Below are 24,102 nucleotides of genomic sequence, written 5' to 3'. Positions count from 1 at the left end.
TTTCAAATTGTGTTGTGAAGCATGAATGAAATCGTTTGTGTTTACAATATTTTAAAAGAATGGTGCAGCTCGCGCGCGGCGGCAGCCGCTAAAAATCGCGAAGCGATTTTTCAATAAACACCGACATTTAAAAACCAAAAATAAAGAATAAAAAGAGAAAAAATATGATGATAGGACTTGGAGTAACGGAATTAATAATAATTTTACTTGTGCTTTTGTTATTATTGGCCCCGATTGTAATAATTATGGCACTGATTTACATAATTTATAAAATAGCAACAAAAGATAAAACCCCGCATCAGGATGAAAAATGACAACTGATGTTTTTGATGTTACAATAGGACTATTGATACTCGGCTGTGTAATTATTTTATTTTTGGCAGCCGTTTACGCAATCATTTGGGATGCCAAAACAAGCGGCATTAGAGCTGCAAGAGGCGAAGCCGTCACATTGAAAAAACTTTTGAAAAACCCGGGTGCTTTGATTCTCGCAGTATTTTTTGCAATCGTTGTCGGTGTTATGTTAATCCCTGCAATGGGTTTTGTTTTATTCTTCATTCTTTGGATTATTTACGCCGTAATGAGAGAATATTTCAAACAAAAAGAATTGAAGAAAATCAGAAAAAACGAATCTACTGTATTATAACAGATTGAAATGATGCCGACACGCGCTCAAACACACCTGTGCCGGTAATCAATTACTGTTTTGAGCCCCGTCTTTTATAACAAAGACCTAAAGAATAGATATATACTTTCACCCTGCTTCGCTTTTTTCTTTATATTCCGCGGTTCTAAAGAGTTCTGCCTCCCGATAAATATCAAAAATAACCGGAGGTCTAAAGGAATGAAAGACATGAATGAAACAGAACTCGCTGATTCGCAGGAATCGATTCATTTTAAAAACACAGGCGCAAGCGATCTTTTTGATCGCGCCGCAACAATACAGAAACTTCTTTCCGAAAACGGAGCGGAAATTTCCGTTGAAGAAATTGAAGCGAAATTAAAAGAAATGACGGAAATTTTTAAAGTTCCGGCAGCAGAAGCGCAAAGAAGCGTGACGAATGCTTTTTTGAAAAAATACGGCATTTCAAAGACGAAAGTTTTCGCAGGAAAAGGATCTGCCGTCACAAAAAAAATTGCCGAGATTAATGCAATGGCCGGAATGCCTGATGCATGGGTGAATTTCACCGGAAAAGTCATTCAGATTTGGGACAGCACCCATGAAAGCATCGCGCAGGCAGGGTTGGTCGGCGATGAAACCGGCATTATCAAATTTACCATATGGAGCAGCACGGAAATCAATCCGCTTGAGCTCAATAAAACATATGATTTCAAAAATGTGGTTGTCAAGTCCTGGAACGATAAGGCAAGCATCACATTGAACAAAGCCGCGACGATTGCGCCGGCAGCGGAAGAGATTGTAACGGTCAAAGCCGGTGAAACGATTTTGAGCGACTCAAAAGACAGAACAAACGAACTCCGAACAGTTGCCGAGCTTCAGCAAGGCGGAATTTGGACGGATTTGAAAGCGAATATTGTTCAGCTTTTTGAAAAAACGCATGAAAGCATTGCATTCGCGGGCGTTCTCGGTGATGAAACCGGAACAATGCGATTCACGGTTTGGAAAACATCTGAAATTGAGAACATCGAAGCCGGCAAATCTTATTTGTTAAAAAATGCGATTACCAAAGAATGGAACGGCAACATTGCTGTTGAAATCAACCGCGCCGGAAAAGTCGAGGAAATTGATGAAGAAATCGTTGCCAAAGCTTCCGTTTTTGAACTCTGCGGCTGTGCCGTTGACATTCAAGCCGGATCAGGATTAATCAGAAGATGTCCCGAATGCAACAAAGTCATGACAAAGGGAATGTGCACCGAACACGGCAAAGTGAAAGGAAAATATGATTTGCGCATCAAAGCGGTGTTTGACGACGGTTCTGAAGCGCATGAAACAATCATCAACTGCGAATTGACGCAGAAACTGCTCAATATAGAACTTGCCGATGCCGTTATGATGGCAACGGAAACATTGGATCCCGAATGTATTAACGACATTATAAAAAAGGAATTCATCGGTAAATATTACGTTGTCAGAGGCGCGAAAACAGACCGCTACATCATTGTTGAAAATGTCGAGCGTGCAGAACCGATTGACGCAAACAGAATCAGTCAATTGAAAGATTGTCTTATGGAAGAATTAGACCGGAAAAATGATGCCGAAAAGATTGAAAACGGCGAGATCAGAAACGACGAGATAAGAGTTGGCGAGAATAGAGATATCGAAAAAGACATAGAAGAAATGGAAGAATTGAAAAGTTCCGATTTTGAAGAATTTGAAAAAATATTGAATTCGATTGAAGCGGAAGACGAAGGAATTGAGGAAGACGAAGAAATTGAAATTGAAGAAATCAAGGTGATCTGAATGCCCGGATATTTCAGAGAAATTGCGGTTCGCATGTTTGCGAAAGAAATGAAAGATTCTGATTTAATTTATCGAGAAGAGGAAGAACAGTACGCGCCTCAATATGTGTTAACGCCGACGGGTGCCAAAGCAAACCGCATACTTATTTCAGGCGTTTTGACGGAAGTTGAAAACATCGGCTCCGGCACGGAATATTACAGAGCAAGAATTTCAGACCCGACAGGAACGTTTACGGTTTATGCCGGCCAGTACCAGGCAGAAGCCGCCCGCTTTTTGGCAGAGGCTGAGACCCCCGCGTTTGTAACCGTCATCGGAAAAGTGACGGCGTTTAAGACCGATGACGGAAACACGATTCTTTCGATTCGTCCCGAATATATTCAAAACGCCGATGAAAAAGACCGCGATTTGTGGGTTGCGGAAACGGCTGAAAAAACGCACGAGAGAATCATTGCCGCCGAGACCGAGACAAATGAAAATATTAAAAATGCTCTTGAGCATTATTCGCCCGAATTTTCAGAATATCGAAAAATGATTATTCAGGCATTGGAAGCGATTTCTTCAAACTGAAAAAATAAAACAAGTTTAATAAAACAAAAAATAATCAAAAAAAATAATCAAAAAAAATAATCAAAAACAAAATAAAAAATAAGCAAAATAAGAAATATTCAGCCGATCTTCCTGCCGAATCAGGAAGTTTCGGCTCTTTTTTTGGATTCGGGATAAAATAATAAATAAAGACGATTAAATAGGAGACCATGAAGACTTATCTGCAAATTTGGTACAACAGTGACGGCTCTTGCTCCCCTCCGTCTGAAGTGAACAGCCGCCTGATGTCTCTCGGATTTCAACTCGTTCGAGGCCCTTATGACTACGTTTATGAATGGGACTCGAGTGCGTCACTTGACGATGTTTTAAGACTCGGCGACAAAACGCATTTGACATTGGCCGGAACCGGCGTGCTGTTTAAAATCGAAACGGATTAATCGGCAACCACGCAAATAACGGAGTATATCAATGACAAGATGTCAATCCTGCGGAAAAGAAGAGCCGGCGCAAGCGATTTGTGGCGTTTGCGGAAAAACGTATTGTTCCGACCATATTTCAAGACAAAATCATAATTGCTTTGTCGACCCCAAAGGCGTGAATATGGGACAGACACGCGTTTATACCAAAACATACGGCACCGGCGCGGCTAAAGAAACAAATCCGCCGAAAGCCGATTATTACGACAGGGATAATTTTGAACAGCGTCACGGTTACACATCAACGCGTTCACCGCCGTTTTGGAAAAAGATATTGAGCAGCCCGACCTATGTGATTATTTTAATCTGCGCGATTATGCAGATTATCGCATTCCTTGGAATTTTCAATAACACATTTGAATTCATATATCAATCTTTGATTTTAAGAGCGGATTGGGGATACATCATTTCTCATCCCTGGACACTCATTACACATATGTTCCTGCACAGTCAAACCGATGTGTTCCACATTTTATTCAATATGATTGTCTTGTATTCATTCGGTACATATTTGGAGAGATTAATCGGAAAGAAATCATTCGTCTTCATGTATTTGATATCGGGAATTGTTGCCGCCATCGGTTTCATATTGATTGAAGGAAATACAGGCATCGGATTGGTCGGCGCGAGCGGCGCAGTTTACGGCGTTCTCGGCGCGGTTGCCGTCCTTGATCCGAATTTAAAAGTCTTCGTTTATTTCATTCCGATGAAAATCAAATACATGATTGTGATTTTTGCGCTCATCAGCCTCTTGTTCATCGGCGGCCGCGACGGAACCATGATTGCTCACGCAGCTCACCTCAGCGGACTGATTGTCGGACTGGGTTTTGGTTACTACTACCGCAACCGTTTAAGAGACAGAATTCAGAAACAAAAATATTACTGAACCGGAAATTGAATTGAAATGACCGAATCACCGTTTATCGGAAGAAATTACCTGAAACCGCCGGAAAATGAACGTGTTCCGATTGTGGTTTTAGATTTTAACAAAATGTATGCCTGCTGGCTTCCGGGCCTGCGGTATACGCTTTATTTTGACGAAGAGCCGCAAACGGAAGAGTTGAAACGAATTCGGGAAATAATTCTGCTGGAAGTTTTCAGCACGGACGGAAAATATTTGATTGAACTGACAGCAGAAGATTTTGAAGGCTTTGAAACCGCTTATTCTTTATTTTCAACATATGGCGGCGAAATGTTTTTTTATCGAAGAAAAGAAGGCCGCCGGATGAAGAAATATTTTGACTTTAAGCCGAAGAAAAATACAAGCGGGCCGATTCGAAAATACAATGCTGCCGACAATATTTTTTAAATGAAATTGAACCTGACCCGTTTTTGATCCGCTGATTAATCGTTGCGGCTCGCGCGTGATGCGGTGCAGGGTCAGATTCATAAAAATTCGGGTTGAGAAAGGAAAATTCTTTGAACGGAAGGATAAAATAAGAAAAATAACAATTATCTTTTTATCAATAATTCAAGCAAACGGTTTTTGAACTATTTGCGCGTATTGAGATTATTAATGTCATCATGTTGCGTTTCGCAGCTGTTATTATCGTTGTTTGTGTGAATGAACGGCCTGTGCCGATGTCGGGCAAGACCGTCAGGTAATCATTATACGGGTCTTGAAATTATGTCAAATCCAAAATCCGGATTCGGATCAATTACAAAATATTTATCTTCCAAAAAGGAAAACGAGCGGAAGAGAATCGGTTTGCTTGTTGACGGACCGAATGTCATTCGCAAGGAGTTTAACGTTGACCTTTATGAAATCAAAAATGCTCTGAAAGAATACGGAAACGTGAAGATCGGGAAGGTTTTCATTAATCAGTATGCTTCCAACAAATTGATTGAAGCGATTGAAAATCACGGATTGGAACCGATTATTTGTTCCAGCGACGTGGATGTTCGTCTTGCTGTCGAAGGAATGGAATTGGTTTACAACGACAACATTGACACAATTGCAATCGTCACGCGTGACGCTGATTTTAAGCCACTCCTCAACAAGGCGAATGAGAAAGGCAAAGAAACCATTATTTTCGGCATTCAGCCGGGCTTTTCAATTGCCTTGAAGAATTCCGCCGATTATGTGATTTTGCTCAAAGACGCAAAAATGGCTTACGAAGACGACGACGGCGAAGTTCATTTGCTGGCGGTTGAAGACGAAGAAGAGCCTGAAGAAATCGAAATCAGTAAAAAGGACCACGAAGATTACAAAGTTGAACAATCTCAAAGACGATTTGAAGTCATCAAAAGCAAAGACGACAATATCGGCTTGGAAGATGCCTGATTTTTCATCAGATTCATTTACTTTACAATTTTTAATTTTTTACAATTTTTGATTTTTTATAATATTTGTTACAAACATCGGTTTTCCCGATTTAGAAAAACCGAACTCCCTTTTTCTTTTCTAAAAATAAATCGAACAGGAGTTCGGGTTTGAATATTTCAATAAAAACGATGTTTGTTTTTCAGTTTTTTTTCGGTTTTTTTGGTTTTTTTCAGTTGTTTTCAATTATTTTCGTTTTTATTTTTTGATTATTGTTCCAACCCGTATCCTGATCTGATTTGCCAATCTTTAAAATCAAAATGAACCGGAATGCCGAAGATTTCTTTCTCCTGAGAGAAAAACGGAAAAGCAGAAACAATTTCCCAAGCCATTTCAGCGCAGCCGAGCGCAGCCGACCATTTCCCGAGAGACTCAACCGGTTTTTGAAGCAAGCGGCTGATTTCGCGGCGAACTTCTTTGTCTTCGCCGCCGCTGCCGGCAACCAAAACAACATAATCTTCCGCGCCGTAATCTTTCATTAAAACATCAAGCGCCGCGATTTCCATCGCCGCGAAAAACGCAAGTTTCATTTTGTCATCGCCGACACCGGCCGACGAAAACGCGTCATTTCCGGTTATATTTCCGGCATCAATTTCACGAATCGCATTGACATCCAACGGCCCGTGACGCGTTCCCGGCGCAAAAATCGCGGCATCAATCGCGCCCAAAATCTTGCCGTCAGAGACTGCCATCGTCACCGTATTTGAGCCGATGTCCGATAAAATGAAACGGCGGTGACCGAGTGTTTGCGCATGAAAAGCAATGCCGATTTTTTCAGGGCTGGCCTGATGGGAAAAATGCTGCATTCGGGAATCTGTCACCTCATTTTTTTGATGAAGACCAGGCAGAAGAACAGCGGGACAAATGTCTTTTGCAAAAAGATCAAAAATCTTTGTGCCGGCGTTTGTGATTTTGCCGACGCCCGAAGTTGCCGAAACGCCGCGGTTTTGAACAAAACGAATATCTTCAATTTGTGAAATGCCGTCACCCATAGAATAAGTCAGACACGCCAAGTCAATATCAGAAAGCGGCATCCCCATATTTTCTTCAATGCGTTTTTGAAGTTCTTCAAGAGAAAGAGAACCGGCTGTTTCTCTCGGAATTTCAAAAAAGCGAACCAATTTAAATTCCGAATGATCCAAAACAGCGAAGCGAATGGCACTTGTTCCGTGATCAACACCCATAAAAATCATATCAATGCCCTCACTCATTTAATTCTTTATCAATCAAAGCGTTTAATTCATCAGAAACCGCTTCGCCTTCCGCTAAATCCGAAGCGGTCGTCACGAGAATGATTTCCTGATAACTTGTCCCTTGGGTAAACAAAAGCCGGAGATTGCCCCTGGAATCCGGGCGAAGAACTTTGGCGCGAAAAGAACCGCCGGACGGACCTTTGCTTTGAATGATTCCCGGAATTATTTTTTTAACGGCTTCATGAGAAGCAACGAGAGAAGCAATTTTGCGGCCTTTACGCTCACCGATAAGTGTTGTATGAATACCGCCGCGTTTGCTTTTCCAGGAATCAGGCTGAGGAGACATGAAAACCGAAAACGAATAAAATAGAAAGGAGCTGAAGTCAGAGACTTACAGCAAATCGTTGATTTCCAACAAAGAAACGCCTTTTGTTTTAAGGAAAGAAAGCGCGCTTTCCAAGTCGCTGACACGGACAATCAAAACGGCTTTTTGGTTTCGGCCGATGAATGCGTAAGCGTAATCAATGTTGATATTGCCTTCCGCGAAAAGCTCGGCAACGTCTTTCATGCTTCCGGGCTCGTCATTGATTTCAATGCCGACAACATCTGTTTCGGAGACTGTAAAGCCTTCCCGTTTTAAAACGTCATGCGCCTGATCCGGATGATCCACGACAAGGCGGACAATACCGAAGTCACCGGACTCCGCAATCGTGAATGCGCGGATATTAATATTCTCCTTTCCCAAAACGTCGGCAATTTTTGCCAAACGGCCGGGCTTGTTTTCCGAAAACAGGGAAATTTGTTTGATTGTTTTTGTCATGGAATCACTCCTTGATTTGAAATTTAATTTTATAAATTATTTTAATTCATATAATCCGTAATTCAATAAATATTCAATCTTTTCACTTTTTTCACTTTAAAATCAAACCGGATCAAAAATGATCAATATTGACGTTTATCGATAACTCTTTTCGCTTTTCCTTCCGATCTCGGGATGGTGCCGGGCGCGACAAATTCAACATCGGCATGAAGATTCAAAATGGATTTTAATTCGTGCTGAATGCCGGATTTGAGTTTGTAATAATCATCCAGCTTGTCGGATGCCATATCCGCCAGCTCAACTTGAACGGCCATGTTGTCCAACTCGCCTTCGCGGTCGATCACAATCATGAAGTGAGGCGAAACTTCGGGGAATTTAACCAAAACATATTCTACCTGTCCCGGGAAAACGTTGATACCGCGGACAATAACCATGTCATCGGATCGTCCTTTCAGGCGCATCAGACGCGGATGCGTTCGGCCGCATTTACAGACAGCGGTTTCAAGAGACGCTAAGTCGCCGACACGGTAGCGGACGAGAGGCAGTGCTTCTTTCATAAGCGTTGTGACAACCAATTCGCCGACTGTCCCGTCAGGAACAGGCTCATTCGTCTCAGGGTCTAAAATTTCAAACAAAAACATATCGCTCCAAATGTGCATGCCTTCCTGCATTTCACATTCGATGAAAAGCGGCCCGCTGAGTTCAGACGTTCCGAAAACGTCGTACGCTTTAATTCCAGAACGCTCTTCAATGCGTTTTCTGAGAGATTCCGACCACGGCTCGGCACCGAAAATGCCGACGCGGAGTTTTGTTTTATTTTTGATGCTGCAATCCATTTGTTCGGCAGCTTCAATCAGATAAGAGAAATAAGAAGGCGTACAGCAAATGGCGGTGACGTCCAAATCTTTCATTAATGTGATTTGGCGTTCGGTGTTTCCGGAACTGGCCGGCAATGTGGTTGCGCCGATTTTTTCGGATCCATAATGGACACCGAGACCGCCGGTGAATAAACCGTAGCCGTAGCTGACTTGGATAATATCATCTTCAGAAAGACCAACAGCAGTCATGCCGCGGGCAAGAGATTCCGCCCACAAATCCAAATCATTTTGCGTGTATCCGACAACGGTCGGCTTTCCGGTTGTTCCGGAAGATGCGTGATAACGAACAACATCTGTATTTTTAACGCAGAACATGCCGTTTGGATAAGTGTCTCTTAAGTCCTGTTTCATTGTAAACGGGAGCTTGCCGAGATCATCAATGGATTTTATGTCTTCGGGTTTGACACCGAATTCGTCAAAGCGCTTTTTGTAAAAAGGGGAACGGTCATAAACGTACTTCACAAGCTTGACCAACTTTTCGCTTTGCATTTGACGCAGATCTTTAGGATCCATCGTCTCAATTTCGGGATTCCGGTAAGGCATTATAAAACTCCATTATTTATCGGCAAAATGAATTTCATATTTTTCAACTGAAATTCGATTGCAAAAAAAGAATGAAAGAACAGATATAAAAACCAAATGATTATGGAACAAAAAGAAAAGAAGTAGAAAGAAATAGAAAAGAAGTAGAAAAGAGTAGAAAAGAAATAGAAAAGAAGTGTAGAATAAATACACTTCAAATTCTCAAACGATTTCATAATTGTGTTTCTGAATTTCCCGCTTCTTTTTTCACTTCAAAAACGCCCTGCTGATAGAATTTCTTGTTGAATAGAACGACGACTGCCAAGATAACAATCAGTATTCCGCAGTAGACAACGATTTGCTGAACGGGAATAATGTCTGCGAGCGGGCCGAAGAACAGCATTGCAAGCGGCATAAGCGCGGTCATAATCATCTGAAGCACGGAAAATACGCGGCCTTGCTTGTCCGAATCTGCTTTTTCTTGAATCAAACTCATTGTCGGGGAGTTAACAAACGGCATCATCAATCCGACAAGAGACATCAGAATCAGATAAACCCATAGCGTTTGCGTCAAACCGAATCCGCAAGTGAGAACACCAAAAGCTGCCAATCCGACCAGAATCGTTTTGACGCGGTTTTTAAAGCCGCCCCATGTACCGATAACTAATCCGCCGATAAGCATTCCGATGAAGAATGACATTTCATTGAGCGTCAGATACAGATAATTTTCACCAAAGACCTGCGTCACCATCAGAATATTCAAAAAGGACGCGGGAACGCACAAAATCGTAAAGAACGCGTAAACGATGAAAAGCGGTTTGAAGAACGGATGATTAAAACTGTATTTGAATCCTTCTTTCAGATCTGCGAAATAACTCGTCTGAACATTTTCCTGAGCTCTTTTATGCTTCGCAATCGGGATGAGCAGTAGAATACCGATACCGATTGCCGCCGTTACGACATCAATCATCATAATGTTGTAAATTTCACCGGCGATCAGAATCGCTCCGGCAACTGCGGGCGTCGCCAAATTAACAATGGATTGAAGCGACCCGTTGATGCCGTTGACTTTGATCAGTTTTTCCGGCGGAACGATTTGCGGAATAATGGCATTGACGGCAGGTGTTTGAATGCCTGCGCCGACCGAGCGGACCGCTGCAATGAATAAAAGCGCGGGAATGGAATCGTTGCCGGCCAGCATGTAAACAATGAGTGCCAATGTCGCCAGCGCAATACCGCCGTCCGCTAAAATAATCAGCATTTTTCGGTTGTATTTATCTGCCCAAACGCCTGAAAAAAATGAAATCGCGAATTGCGGGACAAAGGAACAGATAATAATCATCGTCGTCATGACGCCTGACCCTGTTGTCAGCGTAATGTACCAAATAATTGCATACAGCACGAGAGACGATCCGAAAAGCGTAATCGCCTGGCTCCCGAAGAAAAGAGCCGTTTTTTGTTTCCAGTTTGCAAACGGGTTTTGATTTTCGATTATTGTTGAGTTTTCGATAAATTATTCCTCCTGTTTGCCGCCGACGGGAAATCGAGAAAAGAACTCTAAACTAAAAATACCTTATTCCGTGAGAGAAAGTATCACAGATTCAAGAAAAAGGATTTGTGCGAATCCTGTGAACAACGGCTGAATATGTACCGCCGCCACGAATGCAGCGATTTTCAAAAAATATCAATTAACCTAACGCAACGTTTTAAAAATATCAACAAAAAAAGCAACATTTTGAAGGATAACAAAACCGGATAAACCAAATATTGAATAATAAAAAAAAGAAGAAATGTGTCCAAATGACACATTTCCAAACTTTAAATCTTAAAGGTTTCAATCCTCACTTTCTGCGGTTCAAGAAGAAAGCAAGACTGCCGATTAAAGCAGATAATACGATACCGGAGAAGAAGTAAAACCATTTGGAATTACCTATATCTGATCCGAATCCGGAACTTTCTCCATTGTCGGACTTTTGACTATCTCCCTGTTTTTGTGTATCGTCTTGCTTTTGAGTATTGTTCTGCTGTTGAATCACATCGTCTTTCGAGCCGGAACTTTTTTTATCGGTTGAATCGACAATTTTTGCTTGACCGGTACCGCTGCCACCGCCGGCATGGCTGTCGATTTTCCCGGGTTCTTCAGGGATTCCCGACTCGACCGCAGTCATCAAAAACAACGGATAAGTGACACCTTCTATGGTATACCAAGTGTGATCAACATTGTTAGCCGAACCAATGTCCCAGCCGGCGTCTTTAAACGTGGCAATTTTCTTCATATCAGCATCTGAGACAGATGTTCCTTGAACATCATTTCCGTCATTCAAATAGAAACAGTTAGAAAACGTAGAATAACCAGAAGGCACATCATCTTTTCCGATTAAACTTCCGATATTGGCGGTTCCGGCTCCGGTTAAAAGAACTGTGCCTGAGAAATAAGAGTTTTTAAGAAAACGCTGAGTATCTGTAGCAGCAGCATAAGAACTATGTCCGACCAATCCGCCTGCATAATCATTTGCCATCACAACAGTCTCAGCATAACTGTTTTCAATCTTAGTAATATCTGAATATCCGACAAGACCACCGGCGTAGTTTTCGGAAGCTGTTACCAATCCTGACGCATAACTTTGAGAGATTGTACCAAAATAAAAGCCGGCGAGACCGCCCGCTTTGTTTTTAGCAGAAACGGTACATTTAGAGAAGCTGTTTTGAATAGAAGAAGCGCGATTGCTGGAATCTCCGATAAGACCACCGGCAAAATCACCCTTGGAAGTTACCGTACCGAAAGCGGAACTATTAATGATATGACCTTGCATTAGACCTGCAAGACCGCCTGCCCCAAAGGTGCCACCCTCTTTAGCGGCGGTATACACATTACAGTTAGCAGAACTGTTAGTGATATTAGACATATCCTTCACCTCACCGACAAGACCGCCTACACACATATTACCGTTCAAATTACCGGAAGCGGAACTGTTAGTGATATTACTACTCGCAAATATATAACCGACAAGACCACCTGCACTGCCGGACTCGGACACAGTACATGAAGCAGAACTGTTAGTGATATTACTCTTCCCTTCTATTGAACCGACAAGACCACCTACACTGCCAACCGAGGAGAGCTTGGCAGATGAAACAGAGCAGCCGGTAATATTACCGTACATAGAACCGACAAGACCGCCGACAGGATCCAGATTTGTCGTAAGTTTTAGATCACAGGAAACGACAGAACTGTTATTGATATTACTTTTCTCTTTTATTAAACCGACAAGACCACCGATGGCCCCAAATTTGCATTCAATGGTTATATCTGAACCCGAGCAGTTTTCAATTTCAGCATTGCCGCTGATATGACCGGCTAAAGCACCGACATACGTTTGCTTTGCAGTTCCGCCGGTAAATGAAAATGAAAAATTTTTAAATGAAATATTGGAAAATTCAGCGTTATTAACATAACCGAAAAGACCGAAAGAACCCTCGTCGGCGGTATTAATAGTTAAATTTGAGATTGTGAAACCTTTACCCTCAAAAGTTCCGTTAAATTTGTTTAAGTTGGTGCCGATCGGCTTCCAATTATAACCATCAAGATCGACATTCCCCGTTAAAATATAATCGGCTTCCATATCAGCGAATTTACCAGTGTCGCCTGCCGCATATGCATTAAAATACGCCTGATTAACAGAAATCTGAGCAGGAGCAGCAGCAGCCATTCCGCAAAGAATCAGAAGAACTGCACAAACGCAAAAAAGATATTTAGAAAACTGACAAAAAGAAGAAACCGAAGTTCCCCTCCCACCATTTGAAATCGACGACGATTGGCGCAATCGATTGGCAGAGGCAATTGATGATTTTGAAAACATTTATAATACCCCAAAATTGATTTTATTTAATTTAAAACCCTAAAACAAACTTTAATCCTATTCTATAAGTATATAGGAAATAATTAGCATAAGCCAATAGCTAATAAATGATTGATATAATATAAAGATTTTGAGAAAGTTCAGAAATTCATGATGGAGAGAAATCCTTTTTTAAAAAAAGATTTAATTTCAAGCATCGAGTATGCACAATTGTGTAACAATCGTGTTGCTACAGGCTGTCTGCTTACTGTTTGCATTTACTCTGCCGCAGTTGCCGACAACGTCTGACACCCACGAATGCGGCAATTTTCAAAAAAGATAAAATGAAGATGCAGATTTTGGGAAAAAGAAAAGAAGATGGGAAAAAGAAAAGAAGAGCATTTTGGATGCTCTTTGATTTTATTTTTTTGATTTTTTTAAATTTTATTCCTCGTTCCTTTGACTTCGTTTATAGAAGTAATAAGCAATGATTAAGAGAAGTAAGAGAAGCAACAAAAGCCAGAAAAGACACGGTATTTTGCTCGTCTCTTCTTCAATCTCATATCCTTCCTCTTCAATCACTTTTCCGCCGTCGATTCCTCCCGATCCCGTCGCATTTCCGGTAACGTTTCCTGCATCATTTTCTTCAACATCCGGTTTCACAGGAATCGGATCAACAACAACAGCTTCGCCGGTACCGTCGCCACCACCGTTGGAAGGTGGAACATAAAATATTGAAAGCAGCGGGAAAGTTTTTCCTTCTAGAATATACCAGATATGTCCGGGATCATAAGCGGAAACGATATCCCAGCCAGTGCTTCCAATATCCAAATAAACGCTGTCTTCCAGATAAGTGGTAATTTTCTTCATATTTCGAGATGTTGCGGACAGACCGAAAGCATTTGTGTAGTAGCTGTCATCAACATCCAGATAGATACAGTCTGTCACTTTCGGATCAGGATAGGTGTGGAGAGCGTCATCTTCTTCAACTCCGCCAACAATTCCACCGATTTCTCCGTTGATCGTGTTTACGTAAACAGCTCCTGCAAAATAACAGTTGGAAATAGAATTAATGTATTCTCCTGTATTCAACCCAACCAATCCGCCGGCATAAGTTTCCTCGGCACTAACGTCACATACCGAATAACAGTTGGAAATAGTTGTCAGATTAACAGCGTACAAAGAACTTGTCAACCCGAATAAACCGCCTGCTTTATCAGAAGCGGACTGAACATTTCCTGCGGTATAACAAGTTGAAACCGCGCTGTTTGTTATGCTGCCTGCAAGACCACCGGCACTTCCATATATCAATTGATTAGGCCCAAGGTCAGCCGGAATATAAGTTGCATTAACAGTACAATTTGCATAACTGTTTTGAATACTGCTGTAAAGTATAGTTCCTGCTAAACCACCGACTTGACCGCCGGCAGTAACTTTACCGGTTGCAGAACAATTGTCAATCATACCATTGTAATTGCTTTGAAAAGAACCGACAAGACCGCCGGCATACAGATCTGAACCGGTAATGTTGCAGTCGATAACAGTGACATTGTCAATACGATTTTCATACTCCCATATAGAAACCAGACCGATAAGACTTCCCAAATAAGATTGCCCGGTGATATTGAAATTTTTTAAAGTGACATTCGAAAAAGAAGCATCTGCTGCAACTCCGAAAAGGCCGAGATTAACAGAAGCGGGATCATTAATCGTAAGTCCCGAAATTGTATAACCGCCGCCATCAAAGGTTCCGTTGAAATAGAAATTATGACTGGGACCAATCGGCTTCCAATTTGTAACGCCTGAAAGATCAATATTTTCCGTTAAAATATAATCTGCGTCCATATCCGAAAACTTAGTATTGTCGTCGGTTGCGTATGCGTTGAAATAAGCTTGGTCAACATAAATCGTGTTGGCTGCCAAAGCCGTTCCGCTCATTAACACCAATGCAGTTAAAATGACTGCAGCCAAAAATATTGTTTTTAGTTTCATGATATTGTCCACCCATATCGTAAATGAAGAGAGATAACATGAATAGAATATTAGTAGCATCTGAATATTCTATTAAAGCTATCTTTGAATAGAGAATAATTATAATAGTTGTTTCAAAGATAAATATTTTTGGGAATTTTCATCAAATGAGAATTTTTAGGGACAGAAGGAAAAGAAGAACAAAAAGCAAAAAAAGAAAGCAAAAAAAGAAAGCAAAAGCTTAGTGAATAAAAGCAAAAACTTAACAAATAAAAAAACGGAAAAAAGAGCCTCAGTAAGTAAAAAACAAAATAAAAAAGAAAGCATAAGCTTAACAACTAAAATAAACAAAAATCAGGATTGAATCAAATTCAATCACTGACACTGTTTAAATATTCCAGCTCTTCATCGGGGTTATCGGCTGAAATTTCTTTACAGGGCAACGGACCGGCCGCTTCACCTGCGAGAAGTTTCTTTGTATACTCTGTACAATCACTCATGAGCGACTCGAGCGGACAATCGGCGTCAATGCCTGCGGCACCGCTGTGACCGCCGCCTGTTCCGTTGTACTTGTCGCCGACATCTTCCATCAGCTTTCCGAGATTTACGCCGGAGAGAATCATATCTCTTTTTGCACGACCGCTGACACGAACGCTGTTGTCGTTCTTGGCGGAGCCGACAAAGGCGATATCTGCGCCGATGTTGGTCAGCATGGACGCTGCTGCGCCGCCATAGGAGCTGACATTGGTTGTCGCAATCAAACAGTCGCCGACACGCTCAACTTTGCAGCGCATGGCTGCTTTGAGCATCGCAATGCGGATTGAAATATCCTGTGGCGTTGCCGCCATCAATTCCAACGCGTCGAAATAATCGACACCGCTGACTTCCATGATGCCTGAAAGCGTCTTGAAAGTACTTGCGTTGGCGTGTTTCAGATGACCCGTGTCCGTGATAATTCCCGTAATCATGGCGAGACCCATTTTCGGGGAAATATGAATGCCTGCAGCGTTGAGAATTCTGAAAATAATCTCAACGGTTGAGGTGGTTTCTTCGTGAATATAAAATTCAGCGTCATCTAAAAGCGCCGTTGTCGCGTGATGATCAATCAGACAAAACCGGCCGAGCTTTAAATCATTCAGCTGACCGCGTGTCGATGTATCAACGACGACTGTCATGTCATAGTCGTCCGGATTCGGGCAAAGAACAGTCGGAATATCCAATTTGTCGATGAGATTTGCAGCCACCCGGTTGCAGTCATCCACGACTCCGACGGTTCCGCCGATCGCCTCCGCCAGCGTATAAGCGCTGCCGATGGCATCAGGATCCGCGTTTCTGTGGCAAATGTAGAGTATGTTCCGGTAATCCAGGAGGCGATTGAAGAATTCTAAATCGTTGACCCTCATAGATGTCACGGCTGAGATTAATCTTCGTCCTCGCCGCCGCCGGATGTTCCGATCATGCTTTGAAGCTGTTCTTGGAGCTGTTTAAACCTTGAATTTAAACGCTCTTCCTGACGTTCAATCGACTGGACCCTTAAAGAAAAAGATTCCTGGCGTTCTTTTAAAGAAGTTAAAAGAGAAGCCTTATCGGATTTAATCATCAATTCGCCGACTGATTTATAGACAACGGCGTCATCGGCTGATTTTTCTAATTCTTCAACCGCCATTTCCGTTTCTTTAATCATCACGTCGATTTGAGATTTCTGCATTGCAAGCGTTTGCGCCTGCTGCTGAACTTGTTGAATTTGTGCAATTTGATTTTGAACTTGAGGGGAAAATTCCGAACTCATAAGTATTCACCTTGTTCACTCATGAGGAGATAAAAACATTAAAATGTTTCTGCCAAGAACTAACCGACAGTGAAGATAACAGAAAAAAAGATGACAAATAAACTGCAGAAAGTAGCCCCGATATAAAAGTTTTGTTTTTAAAAAAATCAATCAGCTTATGGTTTTCTTTTTTAAATCCTTTGTATGTTTGAATCATATGACATAAATCCAAAGAGAGAAAGATTTTCAAATCATGTCGCTGAAACGCCTGAAAAATATACCGCGCTGACACCGTATTACAAAAGATCAGATTTAACAGCGACTGAGATTGTTGAAATTGGAAATTATCAAGATATTCACCCATGGAATTTACAAAAACAGGATTGGAGTTTTCCGATTCCAAAAAATTGGAAAAATAAAACGCATTGTTATGTCAACAACTCCTGCTGCCGCTCAAATCGTTTTTAGGAAATACTGACACATGAAGAATTGAAGTTAATAACAAACAGTGTTCATTTGATTGACAGCGCAATTGAAAAAAGTCATGTAAATGTTGAACAAAATATCTATCGGGCGGTTCAAGATGATGACTGGTTGTTGGAAAAATATGTAGGCGGCATTTTTTGTGAAAAAGCATTTGGAAGTTACAGTTTAAAAATTGAAAATGCAATGAGTTACATAAATCCTGAGAATCCGATCATATTTCGTCGACTTTTAAACAAAAATACGAAAGCTTTATACCTTGATAAAAGTGAATATGAAATATTGTTGCCCAGAAATATCGAAAATGAGATTATTACAATCGAAACTGTGAAAATATTAGATTATAAAACAAAAATGTATACAATAGAAGATAAAAGGGTGAAAAAATGAATGCAGAATCGTTTTCGGATATATTCACTTATGTCGGTAAAGCGCCCGAGCGTACACCCGAAGAGCAAAAAAGAATTGATTTGCTTATAAAACAAGCAAATATTGAATTGGAAGAACAGATCAAAGAAATGGAAGAATCAATTAAAAGAAGAGAAGCAGGGAATTCTTCGAATAAATATGATTGAATCCGGAAATAATTTCAAAAATAATATTTTAAAAAAACGAAAAGCAGGAAAATTATTCCTGCGTTAATTTATCAATATCAAAGTCCAAATATTTGGCATTGCTTTTTTGAACCAACGCGGCACACACTTCGTCGGGGTTGCCGTCCATGGCGATTGCGCCGTTGTCAATCCAAATCGCTCTGTGTGACGCTTCTTTAACGAAATCCATGTGGTGGCTGACCATCACGATTGTGGTTCCGAATTCTTTGTTGATGCGTTTGAGCGCGTTTGTCACATCTCGAAGCGTGACCGGATCCAAGTCGCCGAACGGCTCGTCGAGGAACAGATAATCGGGAGACGTGACCAGGCTGAGCGCAATGAAGGCGCGAACATGCTCGCCGCCGCTGATCTGATCGGGTTTTTGATCGAGAATTTCAAGCGGCAAATCAAGCGCTTTAAAAATCGGTTCGGCGTATTTGTCGACATCAGAAGACGGAAAAACCGGGAAAAGCCGGGAAAAAATATCTTCGGGAAGACCGAGTTCGCTCATAACAGTGTCTTTTTCTTCTGTTGTCATGTCCGGCAGGCGGTAAATGATATCCAAAACCTGTGACGGAATGCCGAATTCTGCGGCACGCTCTTTGGCGACATCGACCGCGTACCGCGTTTTCATGCTTAAGCGGAAGCGGATTTGGTCGCGAACGGTTGAGTTAACGGACATCGAAAACTCCTGATTCATAATGCTTATGACACTGCGCAAATAGATGCGGTTTTCATTGTAAGCGCCGATGTCAATCCATTTGCCTTCATCGGCGGGTTGACCGTCACCGCTGTTTTCATGTGCGCGATATAAAATTTCAATTGCGCCCGATGTCGGCGGAACCATGCCTTCGAGCAATTTCATCACGGTTGTTTTGCCGGCGCCGGAGCTGCCGACAAAGGTTGTGATTTGTTTTTCGTAAATGTCAAAATTTAAATCCTGAATGTTGAGAACTTCGCCGACACGGATGAGGCTGTAGCGTTTGGAAACGTCTTTGGCGCGAACGCAGGGTTTGAATTCCGAAACTTCCTGAAGAGATTCTTTGGGTTTCATTTCTTTGAGGAAAGATTTTAAAACGGAAACAGGTTCGCCTTCCATTGCGATTTTACCGTTTTCAAGGAAAAGAACACGGTCTGCGATATACGCATGAACTTCCGGGAGGTGAGAAACAACTAAAATCGGAATTTGGAGTTTTTCTTTGAGCTCTAAAATGACATCCAAAATTTCCTGTTTGGTGTCGGGACCGGTCATCGTGACAGGTTCGTCCAGCAGCAAAAACTTCGGACGTGCTGCGATTTGGCGGGCCAGAACAAGGCGCTGCTTCTCGCCGCCGCTGAGTTGATCGGTTGAGTGAAGTGCTTTATTGTCTAAGCCGACCATTTTTAAAATGGAGTGGGCTTCATCATAAAGGTCTTGATAAGTGTGATGATCAGAAAGCGGCAACGCTTCCGTTCCGACGAGATGGAAATTCAAGCGGCGAATGATATTTTCAATTGCAGGGCCGCTCCAAAGACCGAAATTGCGCTGAAGATGAATGGCGGTTGACTGGCGAAGGATTTTTTCGCCCTCTTTTCCGGAGTCGGGCAGAATTTTGATGCCGTCAATTTCAATTTCGCCGGAATCAAAGGATTCAACGCCGCGCAAAATTTTCAAAAGCGTTGTTTTTCCGGCACCGCTTTTTCCGGTGATTCCGACAATCTCCGCTTTCGAAACTTCAAAGGACAAATCATCAAGAACACGTTTTTGACCGTGAGCCGTCGGGTATTCTTTAACAAGATGAGAGACTTTCAGCACACTAAAACCTCCGCAAGGAAAAATAATTCAGAAAATAAAATGAAAAAGAAAGAAAGCCGCGTCGCGGCGTAAATGAAAGAGTTGAGCAAAAATTATGCTTTTTTGCCCATTTTTGCGCCCATGACGATTTCAGCCGTTAAGGCTTTGACATCATCGGCTTTTTCGATTGCCGTTCCGGTCACGATAATATCGGCACCGGCTTTGGCGCAAATTGCTGCCGCTTTACCGTCGCGGATACCGCCGCCGACGATTAAAACGCTGTCTTTTAAGACATGCTTCACGGTTCCGATCATTTCGGGCGGAAGCGGTGAGTCTGCGCCGGAACCTGCTTCAAGATAGGTGTAGCGCATACCGTAATATTTGCCTGTTAAAGCATATGCTGCGGCAAGTTCGGGCTTGGCGCGCGGGAGAAGCTTAGCGTCTCCGACCCAGCCGACTGTTCCTCCGGGCTCGCAAACAAGGTAAGCCATCGGAATAGATTCCATGCCGGTTTTGTAAAGCGTTAAAGCACCGAGCATTTGATTGCCGACAATATAATGCGGGTCGCGGGAGTTCAAAAGACTCATGAACAAAACGCAGTCCGCTTGTGTTGTAAATCCGGACGTGCTGCCCGGAAAAAGAATGATGGGGACTGAGACGTTCTCTTTGATCATCTTTGCGGTGAGATCCAAAATCTGTCCGCCGGCATCGGTTGAGCCGCCGAGCATAATGGCATTTGTTCCGCCGGCAACAGCTTCGGTTGCCAAGCGCACCGCCTCTTCGGGTTTCTGAGAGGCCGGGTCGATCAAAGTAACGTGAGCGACACCTTCCTTTTGGATGATTTCCGAGAGGTACTCTTCCACCGTCATGACGGAATCACGCTCCGTTCTTGTCCTTTGCCTTCAATCTGAGGTTCGGATAGTTGCATTTTCTGCAGCGTGTTGCACGGATAGAGTTGCGTGCGTTACATTTCATACAAATCTTCTTCTTTAATAAGCGTTCGTCTGCTTCCGGAAATTTTCCCATAATAATTCACCTGAGATAATTAAATAAATGTAAAATTTATGAATTTTAAGTTAAGTCGCCGAACCTCGGGGGGTTCTAAAATATCAATTAACTTGTTTCAAAGGAATGATAACTATAACTTAATAGATATAAGAGTTTTGGATATTTCCCGGGCAACTGTCGGAACTCCGTTCCGACTGTTGGCCGGGAATCGGAATCAACCCCTCATACCCCAACAAAAACAATGACAACAGGCAACTGAGAATCAAAATTAAAAGTGATCAGCCATTTTGAAAGCATTTGAAAAAATTGATGCGACTCGCGCGACGGCGGCGGCAAAGCAGAATGTAATTGACATGAGAAGAGGTTTTGTGTTTTTACTGTATAAGCGGAGTACGAATCCGCAAATTTCCATTTCATTTTTCGCTTTGCTCCGAGCGAAATGAAAATTAGAGGGCGGTTGTTTGGGGTTTCTGATTGTTTTAGATAAAGTAAACATCCATTTTCTTAATTTTTGAAAACACATTAAATTTATATCTGTTTTTGACATCAAACCTATTTTCACAAACCGATTCAAATCTGTTCAAGGATCAGGATAATAAGTTAATAAGTCCGACAGATTTAATTAAAAATTATTCAAATCACAATTTACATTCATTTACATTATGTAATTATTTACGGAGCAAAAGAAATGCCTATCCACCCGATTGAATTCCGTTACGGAACCAAGGAAATGAAAGAAGTTTGGTCTCAGGAGACCCGGCTTCGAACTCTTGTTCAAACCGAAATTGCCCTTTCCAAAGCCGAAGCCGACCTTGGAATGATTCCCAAAGAGGCCGCCGTTGAGATTGAAAAATCTTTGCCGCTTGTCAAATGGGAACGTGTCGATGAAATAGAAAATGAAATTAACCATGACATGATGGCGGTCGTCAAAGCAATCTCGGAACAATGCAGCGGCGATGCCGGCAAATGGGTGCACTTTGGCGCAACGTCCAATGATATATTAGATACTGCAACCGCGCTTCAGTTCAAAGATGCCGTTGCCATTATGGAAGAAAAACTTTACCGCTTGCTTTCAATTTTAGTCAAACAATCTGAAAATCAGAAAAATACAGTTTGCTGCGGCCGAACGCACGGACAAATCGGCGTCCCGACAACATACGGCCTTCGCTTTGCGATCTGGGCCTCGGAAGTCGACCGTCACATTGACCGCTTAAACGAAATCAAGCCCCGCCTTTTGGTCGGACAGATGACCGGCGCTGTCGGCACACAAGCCGCTTTCGGCAAAAACGGCATTGAGATTCAGAAGAAAACAATGGAATATTTAGGAATCGGCTCCGTTGATGTTTCCAATCAGTTGATCCAGCGTGACCGCCACGCAGAATTCGTGATGTGGATGGGCGGTGTTGTGACGACGCTTGACAAAATCGGAACTGAAATCCGCTCCATGCAGCGCAGTGAAATCGGCGAACTCGAAGAAGGATTCGGCAAAAAGCAGGTCGGCTCTTCAACGATGCCGCACAAAAGAAATCCGATTAAGTCTGAACAAATCTGCGGTTTGGCGCGTATTGTTCGCGGTTTTATCGAAACCGAACTGTTAAACAACACACTTTGGGACGAACGCGACCTGACAAATTCGTCTGCTGAAAGAATTGTTTTCCCGGAAGGATGCATTTTAGCGGATCACATTATCAATCTCGGAATCACGGTTTTGGAAAATTTGAGATTCAATCCGGCCAACATTGAGAGAAATTTAAACCTGCTTAACGGCTTGAATATGGGTGAAGCCATCATGATTGAACTCACGCTTCGCGGAATCGGCCGGCAGGAAGCACACGAAATTGTCCGCTCGGCTGCGATGAGATCTGTTGAAGAAAATGTTCACTTCAAAGACGCGCTTTTGGCCGATAAAGATCTCACGGCTGTTTTAACCGGCGATGATATTGAAAGCTTGGTCAATCCGTACAAATATATCGGAACGGCTGTTGAACAGGTCGACAATTTAAATCAAAAATTAAAATCAAAATACGGAAATAAAATTTAATTTCCGTTTTTCTCATTTTATTTTCATTGTTCTTTCTTTCATTTTATTTTCATTTATATTTGATTTTTTGTTTTTCGTTTTATTTGTTCTCGTTTTATTTTTATAGAAACATATTTATTCTTATGCAGAGTTATTAATTATAACGGGTAAGCAATGCGATAAATAAAACGAAATTTATTCATAGCAAGCCTTATTAATAATAACTTCTAATAAGATGTTGTTATTACTCAATTGCCGGATTTTTGTATCTCATTATTAAAAGATTCAAACATCTGCCAACGAGACTTAAAAACCAAAAAACTAAAAATGTGATAAATATGACAGAAGAATACTGTGATTGTTGGGAATATGAAGAACCTGTCTCCCTTCCTTTAATCGGCGATGATGCGCCCGAATTTGAAGCACAAACAACCACCGGACATATGAAATTTCCGGCGGACTACAAAGGAAAGTGGGTCATTTTGTTCAGCCACCCGGCCGACTTCACACCCGTCTGTACAACCGAATTCATTACATTCGCAACCATGCAGGATGAATTCAAAAAATTAAACGCAGAACTTATCGGCTTGTCTATTGACAGCATTACCTCTCACATTGCCTGGCTGAAAGACATTAAAGATCATGTCGAATACAAAGGCCTCAAAAACGTTGAGATTAAGTTCCCGGTCATTGCTGACATTAAAATGGAAGTTGCCAAGAAATACGGCATGCTTCAGCCCGGCGCATCTGACACGAAAGCTGTTCGCGCAGTCTTTATTATCAACCCGACCGGCAAAGTGAAAGCCATTCTCTACTACCCGCTTTCTGCCGGCAGAAACATGGAAGAAATCAAAAGATTGCTTCAAGCACTTCAGGTCAATGAAAAGGACGGCGTTTCCACGCCTGCCAACTGGATGCCCGGAGACGATGTCGTCATGGGCGCGCCCGAAACCTTCATCGGCGCACAAGAAAGAGATTCATGGGGCAGCGACGGCGAAAAGACCGTTCACTCCTGGTTCCTTGTCACTAAAAAACACAAGTGAATTAAGGATTAAAAATCACATTTATGCAAACTTTTAATGCATGAAAATATCTCCAATACACACACAAACCAAAATCTAAACACAAAAACAACCCAACCCCGCCGGATTAATCAGAATGATTGATCCGGCTTTTTTTATTGATTTTATATTGGTTTCGCTGTTTTATTGAATTGAAAAAAGAAAATCATTTTTCTTAAAAAAATAAACCCGAACCAGCCACTCGCTAATTTTCATCCTCGATCGTTCGAAATACGAGCGGATTTGGAATTAAACAAAACGAAGAGAGGAACTTAAAAAAAAAAAAAAAAAAAAAAAAAAAAAAAAAAAAAAAAAATAAAACAAATAAAAAAAAAAAAAAAATAAAAAAAAAAAATAATCAAAAAAAATAATCAAAAACAAAATAAAAAATAAGCAAAATAAGAA

23 protein-coding genes are annotated in these 24,102 nt (G+C 41.8%); 11 read left to right on the top strand and 12 right to left on the bottom strand.

Annotated elements, in window-relative coordinates:
• Positions 1 to 310 precede the first annotated feature (310 nt).
• From C7391_RS06790 to C7391_RS06760, 7 genes are all read left to right on the top strand, one after another.
• The gene (locus C7391_RS06790; protein WP_133517806.1) at positions 311 to 646 is read left to right on the top strand and encodes a hypothetical protein; all 336 of its coding nucleotides are present in this window, start codon (positions 311 to 313) and stop codon (positions 644 to 646) included.
• 198 nt (positions 647 to 844) lie between these two features.
• Positions 845 to 2,422: a replication protein A gene (locus C7391_RS06785; RefSeq protein ID WP_133517805.1), complete on the top strand. Its 1,578-nt coding sequence runs from the start codon at positions 845 to 847 to the stop codon at positions 2,420 to 2,422.
• Entirely contained in the window at positions 2,423 to 2,989 is a 567-nt protein-coding gene (locus C7391_RS06780; RefSeq protein WP_133517804.1) for a DNA-binding protein, read from the top strand. It abuts the gene before it with no gap.
• Between the two features lie 188 nt (positions 2,990 to 3,177).
• Positions 3,178 to 3,405 (top strand): hypothetical protein, encoded by a 228-nt coding sequence (locus tag C7391_RS06775; protein WP_133517803.1) that lies wholly within the window; start codon positions 3,178 to 3,180, stop codon positions 3,403 to 3,405.
• A 31-nt stretch (positions 3,406 to 3,436) separates the two neighbouring features.
• On the top strand, positions 3,437 to 4,330 hold the full coding sequence (locus C7391_RS06770; RefSeq protein ID WP_133517802.1) for a rhomboid family intramembrane serine protease: 894 nt from the start codon (positions 3,437 to 3,439) through the stop codon (positions 4,328 to 4,330).
• Between the two features lie 18 nt (positions 4,331 to 4,348).
• The gene (locus tag C7391_RS06765) at positions 4,349 to 4,753 is read left to right on the top strand and encodes a hypothetical protein (RefSeq protein WP_133517801.1); all 405 of its coding nucleotides are present in this window, start codon (positions 4,349 to 4,351) and stop codon (positions 4,751 to 4,753) included.
• Positions 4,754 to 5,071: 318 nt separating this feature from the next.
• A complete protein-coding gene (locus C7391_RS06760) occupies positions 5,072 to 5,728 on the top strand; it encodes a TIGR00288 family NYN domain-containing protein (protein WP_133517800.1) in 657 nt (218 codons plus the stop codon).
• Positions 5,729 to 5,976: 248 nt separating this feature from the next.
• Here the strand turns inward: C7391_RS06760 and C7391_RS06755 are convergent, their stop codons facing one another.
• The 9 genes from C7391_RS06755 to C7391_RS06715 form a co-directional block, all read right to left on the bottom strand.
• Positions 5,977 to 6,960: a methanogenesis marker 12 protein gene (locus C7391_RS06755; protein ID WP_133517799.1), complete on the bottom strand. Its 984-nt coding sequence runs from the start codon at positions 6,958 to 6,960 to the stop codon at positions 5,977 to 5,979.
• A 10-nt stretch (positions 6,961 to 6,970) separates the two neighbouring features.
• Positions 6,971 to 7,306 carry a DUF2103 domain-containing protein gene (locus C7391_RS06750; RefSeq protein WP_133517798.1) on the bottom strand — a complete coding sequence of 112 codons (336 nt, stop codon included), beginning with the start codon at positions 7,304 to 7,306 and terminating at the stop codon, positions 6,971 to 6,973.
• Between the two features lie 45 nt (positions 7,307 to 7,351).
• A complete protein-coding gene (locus C7391_RS06745; protein WP_133517797.1) occupies positions 7,352 to 7,780 on the bottom strand; it encodes an ACT domain-containing protein in 429 nt (142 codons plus the stop codon).
• 122 nt (positions 7,781 to 7,902) lie between these two features.
• The gene (locus tag C7391_RS06740) at positions 7,903 to 9,201 is read right to left on the bottom strand and encodes a phenylacetate--CoA ligase family protein (RefSeq protein ID WP_133517796.1); all 1,299 of its coding nucleotides are present in this window, start codon (positions 9,199 to 9,201) and stop codon (positions 7,903 to 7,905) included.
• Between the two features lie 211 nt (positions 9,202 to 9,412).
• Positions 9,413 to 10,672 (bottom strand): MFS transporter, encoded by a 1,260-nt coding sequence (locus C7391_RS06735; RefSeq protein WP_223610981.1) that lies wholly within the window; start codon positions 10,670 to 10,672, stop codon positions 9,413 to 9,415.
• Between the two features lie 349 nt (positions 10,673 to 11,021).
• A complete protein-coding gene (locus tag C7391_RS06730) occupies positions 11,022 to 12,890 on the bottom strand; it encodes a GLUG motif-containing protein (RefSeq protein WP_166627441.1) in 1,869 nt (622 codons plus the stop codon).
• 573 nt (positions 12,891 to 13,463) lie between these two features.
• Complete coding sequence (locus tag C7391_RS06725; RefSeq protein WP_166627440.1) at positions 13,464 to 15,011, bottom strand: GLUG motif-containing protein; 1,548 nt, start codon at positions 15,009 to 15,011, stop codon at positions 13,464 to 13,466.
• 350 nt (positions 15,012 to 15,361) lie between these two features.
• Positions 15,362 to 16,393: a DHH family phosphoesterase gene (locus C7391_RS06720; RefSeq protein WP_133517792.1), complete on the bottom strand. Its 1,032-nt coding sequence runs from the start codon at positions 16,391 to 16,393 to the stop codon at positions 15,362 to 15,364.
• A 17-nt stretch (positions 16,394 to 16,410) separates the two neighbouring features.
• Positions 16,411 to 16,779, bottom strand: a complete 369-nt coding sequence (locus tag C7391_RS06715) for a prefoldin subunit beta (RefSeq protein ID WP_133517791.1) — start codon at positions 16,777 to 16,779, stop codon at positions 16,411 to 16,413.
• Between the two features lie 468 nt (positions 16,780 to 17,247).
• On the opposite strand from C7391_RS06715, the gene C7391_RS06710 reads away from it, so the two are divergent.
• Both C7391_RS06710 and C7391_RS06705 read left to right on the top strand, forming a co-directional pair.
• Positions 17,248 to 17,631 carry an ADP-ribosyltransferase gene (locus C7391_RS06710; RefSeq protein ID WP_223610972.1) on the top strand — a complete coding sequence of 128 codons (384 nt, stop codon included), beginning with the start codon at positions 17,248 to 17,250 and terminating at the stop codon, positions 17,629 to 17,631.
• The gene (locus C7391_RS06705; RefSeq protein ID WP_133517789.1) at positions 17,628 to 17,816 is read left to right on the top strand and encodes a hypothetical protein; all 189 of its coding nucleotides are present in this window, start codon (positions 17,628 to 17,630) and stop codon (positions 17,814 to 17,816) included. The genes C7391_RS06710 and C7391_RS06705 overlap by 4 nt, the downstream gene beginning before the upstream one ends.
• Before the next feature lie 52 nt (positions 17,817 to 17,868).
• Here the strand turns inward: C7391_RS06705 and C7391_RS06700 are convergent, their stop codons facing one another.
• The 3 genes from C7391_RS06700 to C7391_RS06690 all read right to left on the bottom strand — a co-directional run bounded on the left by C7391_RS06700 (position 17,869) and on the right by C7391_RS06690 (position 20,634).
• Positions 17,869 to 19,629: an ATP-binding cassette domain-containing protein gene (locus tag C7391_RS06700; RefSeq protein WP_133517788.1), complete on the bottom strand. Its 1,761-nt coding sequence runs from the start codon at positions 19,627 to 19,629 to the stop codon at positions 17,869 to 17,871.
• 92 nt (positions 19,630 to 19,721) lie between these two features.
• Entirely contained in the window at positions 19,722 to 20,477 is a 756-nt protein-coding gene (locus C7391_RS06695) for a geranylgeranylglyceryl/heptaprenylglyceryl phosphate synthase (RefSeq protein WP_133517787.1), read from the bottom strand.
• 7 nt (positions 20,478 to 20,484) lie between these two features.
• Positions 20,485 to 20,634 (bottom strand): 50S ribosomal protein L40e, encoded by a 150-nt coding sequence (locus C7391_RS06690; RefSeq protein ID WP_133517786.1) that lies wholly within the window; start codon positions 20,632 to 20,634, stop codon positions 20,485 to 20,487.
• Positions 20,635 to 21,304: 670 nt separating this feature from the next.
• On the opposite strand from C7391_RS06690, the gene purB reads away from it, so the two are divergent.
• Complete coding sequence (purB, locus tag C7391_RS06685; protein ID WP_133517785.1) at positions 21,305 to 22,657, top strand: adenylosuccinate lyase; 1,353 nt, start codon at positions 21,305 to 21,307, stop codon at positions 22,655 to 22,657.
• Between the two features lie 317 nt (positions 22,658 to 22,974).
• Positions 22,975 to 23,679 carry a peroxiredoxin gene (locus tag C7391_RS06680; protein WP_133517784.1) on the top strand — a complete coding sequence of 235 codons (705 nt, stop codon included), beginning with the start codon at positions 22,975 to 22,977 and terminating at the stop codon, positions 23,677 to 23,679.
• Positions 23,680 to 24,102 lie beyond the last annotated feature (423 nt).

This window comes from Methanimicrococcus blatticola (assembly GCF_004363215.1).
GTDB classification, from domain to species: Archaea; Halobacteriota; Methanosarcinia; order Methanosarcinales; family Methanosarcinaceae; genus Methanimicrococcus; species Methanimicrococcus blatticola.
Note: the sequence above shows the minus strand (reverse complement) of the source record. Positions and strands in the feature narration are given on the sequence as shown.

Bases quoted from the DNA above. Each gene is read 5' to 3' on its own strand.
- C7391_RS06790 (WP_133517806.1), top strand. From the start codon at position 311: ATGACAACTGATGTTTTTGATGTTACAATAGGACTATTGATACTCGGC.
- C7391_RS06785 (WP_133517805.1), top strand. From the start codon at position 845: ATGAAAGACATGAATGAAACAGAACTCGCTGATTCGCAGGAATCGATT.
- C7391_RS06780 (WP_133517804.1), top strand. From the start codon at position 2,423: ATGCCCGGATATTTCAGAGAAATTGCGGTTCGCATGTTTGCGAAAGAA.
- C7391_RS06775 (WP_133517803.1), top strand. From the start codon at position 3,178: ATGAAGACTTATCTGCAAATTTGGTACAACAGTGACGGCTCTTGCTCC.
- C7391_RS06770 (WP_133517802.1), top strand. From the start codon at position 3,437: ATGACAAGATGTCAATCCTGCGGAAAAGAAGAGCCGGCGCAAGCGATT.
- C7391_RS06765 (WP_133517801.1), top strand. From the start codon at position 4,349: ATGACCGAATCACCGTTTATCGGAAGAAATTACCTGAAACCGCCGGAA.
- C7391_RS06760 (WP_133517800.1), top strand. From the start codon at position 5,072: ATGTCAAATCCAAAATCCGGATTCGGATCAATTACAAAATATTTATCT.
- C7391_RS06755 (WP_133517799.1), bottom strand. From the start codon at position 6,960: ATGATTTTTATGGGTGTTGATCACGGAACAAGTGCCATTCGCTTCGCT.
- C7391_RS06750 (WP_133517798.1), bottom strand. From the start codon at position 7,306: ATGTCTCCTCAGCCTGATTCCTGGAAAAGCAAACGCGGCGGTATTCAT.
- C7391_RS06745 (WP_133517797.1), bottom strand. From the start codon at position 7,780: ATGACAAAAACAATCAAACAAATTTCCCTGTTTTCGGAAAACAAGCCC.
- C7391_RS06740 (WP_133517796.1), bottom strand. From the start codon at position 9,201: ATGCCTTACCGGAATCCCGAAATTGAGACGATGGATCCTAAAGATCTG.
- C7391_RS06730 (WP_166627441.1), bottom strand. From the start codon at position 12,890: ATGGCTGCTGCTGCTCCTGCTCAGATTTCTGTTAATCAGGCGTATTTT.
- C7391_RS06725 (WP_166627440.1), bottom strand. From the start codon at position 15,011: ATGAAACTAAAAACAATATTTTTGGCTGCAGTCATTTTAACTGCATTG.
- C7391_RS06720 (WP_133517792.1), bottom strand. From the start codon at position 16,393: ATGAGGGTCAACGATTTAGAATTCTTCAATCGCCTCCTGGATTACCGG.
- C7391_RS06715 (WP_133517791.1), bottom strand. From the start codon at position 16,779: ATGAGTTCGGAATTTTCCCCTCAAGTTCAAAATCAAATTGCACAAATT.
- C7391_RS06705 (WP_133517789.1), top strand. From the start codon at position 17,628: ATGAATGCAGAATCGTTTTCGGATATATTCACTTATGTCGGTAAAGCG.
- C7391_RS06695 (WP_133517787.1), bottom strand. From the start codon at position 20,477: ATGACGGTGGAAGAGTACCTCTCGGAAATCATCCAAAAGGAAGGTGTC.
- C7391_RS06690 (WP_133517786.1), bottom strand. From the start codon at position 20,634: ATGGGAAAATTTCCGGAAGCAGACGAACGCTTATTAAAGAAGAAGATT.
- purB (WP_133517785.1), top strand. From the start codon at position 21,305: ATGCCTATCCACCCGATTGAATTCCGTTACGGAACCAAGGAAATGAAA.
- C7391_RS06680 (WP_133517784.1), top strand. From the start codon at position 22,975: ATGACAGAAGAATACTGTGATTGTTGGGAATATGAAGAACCTGTCTCC.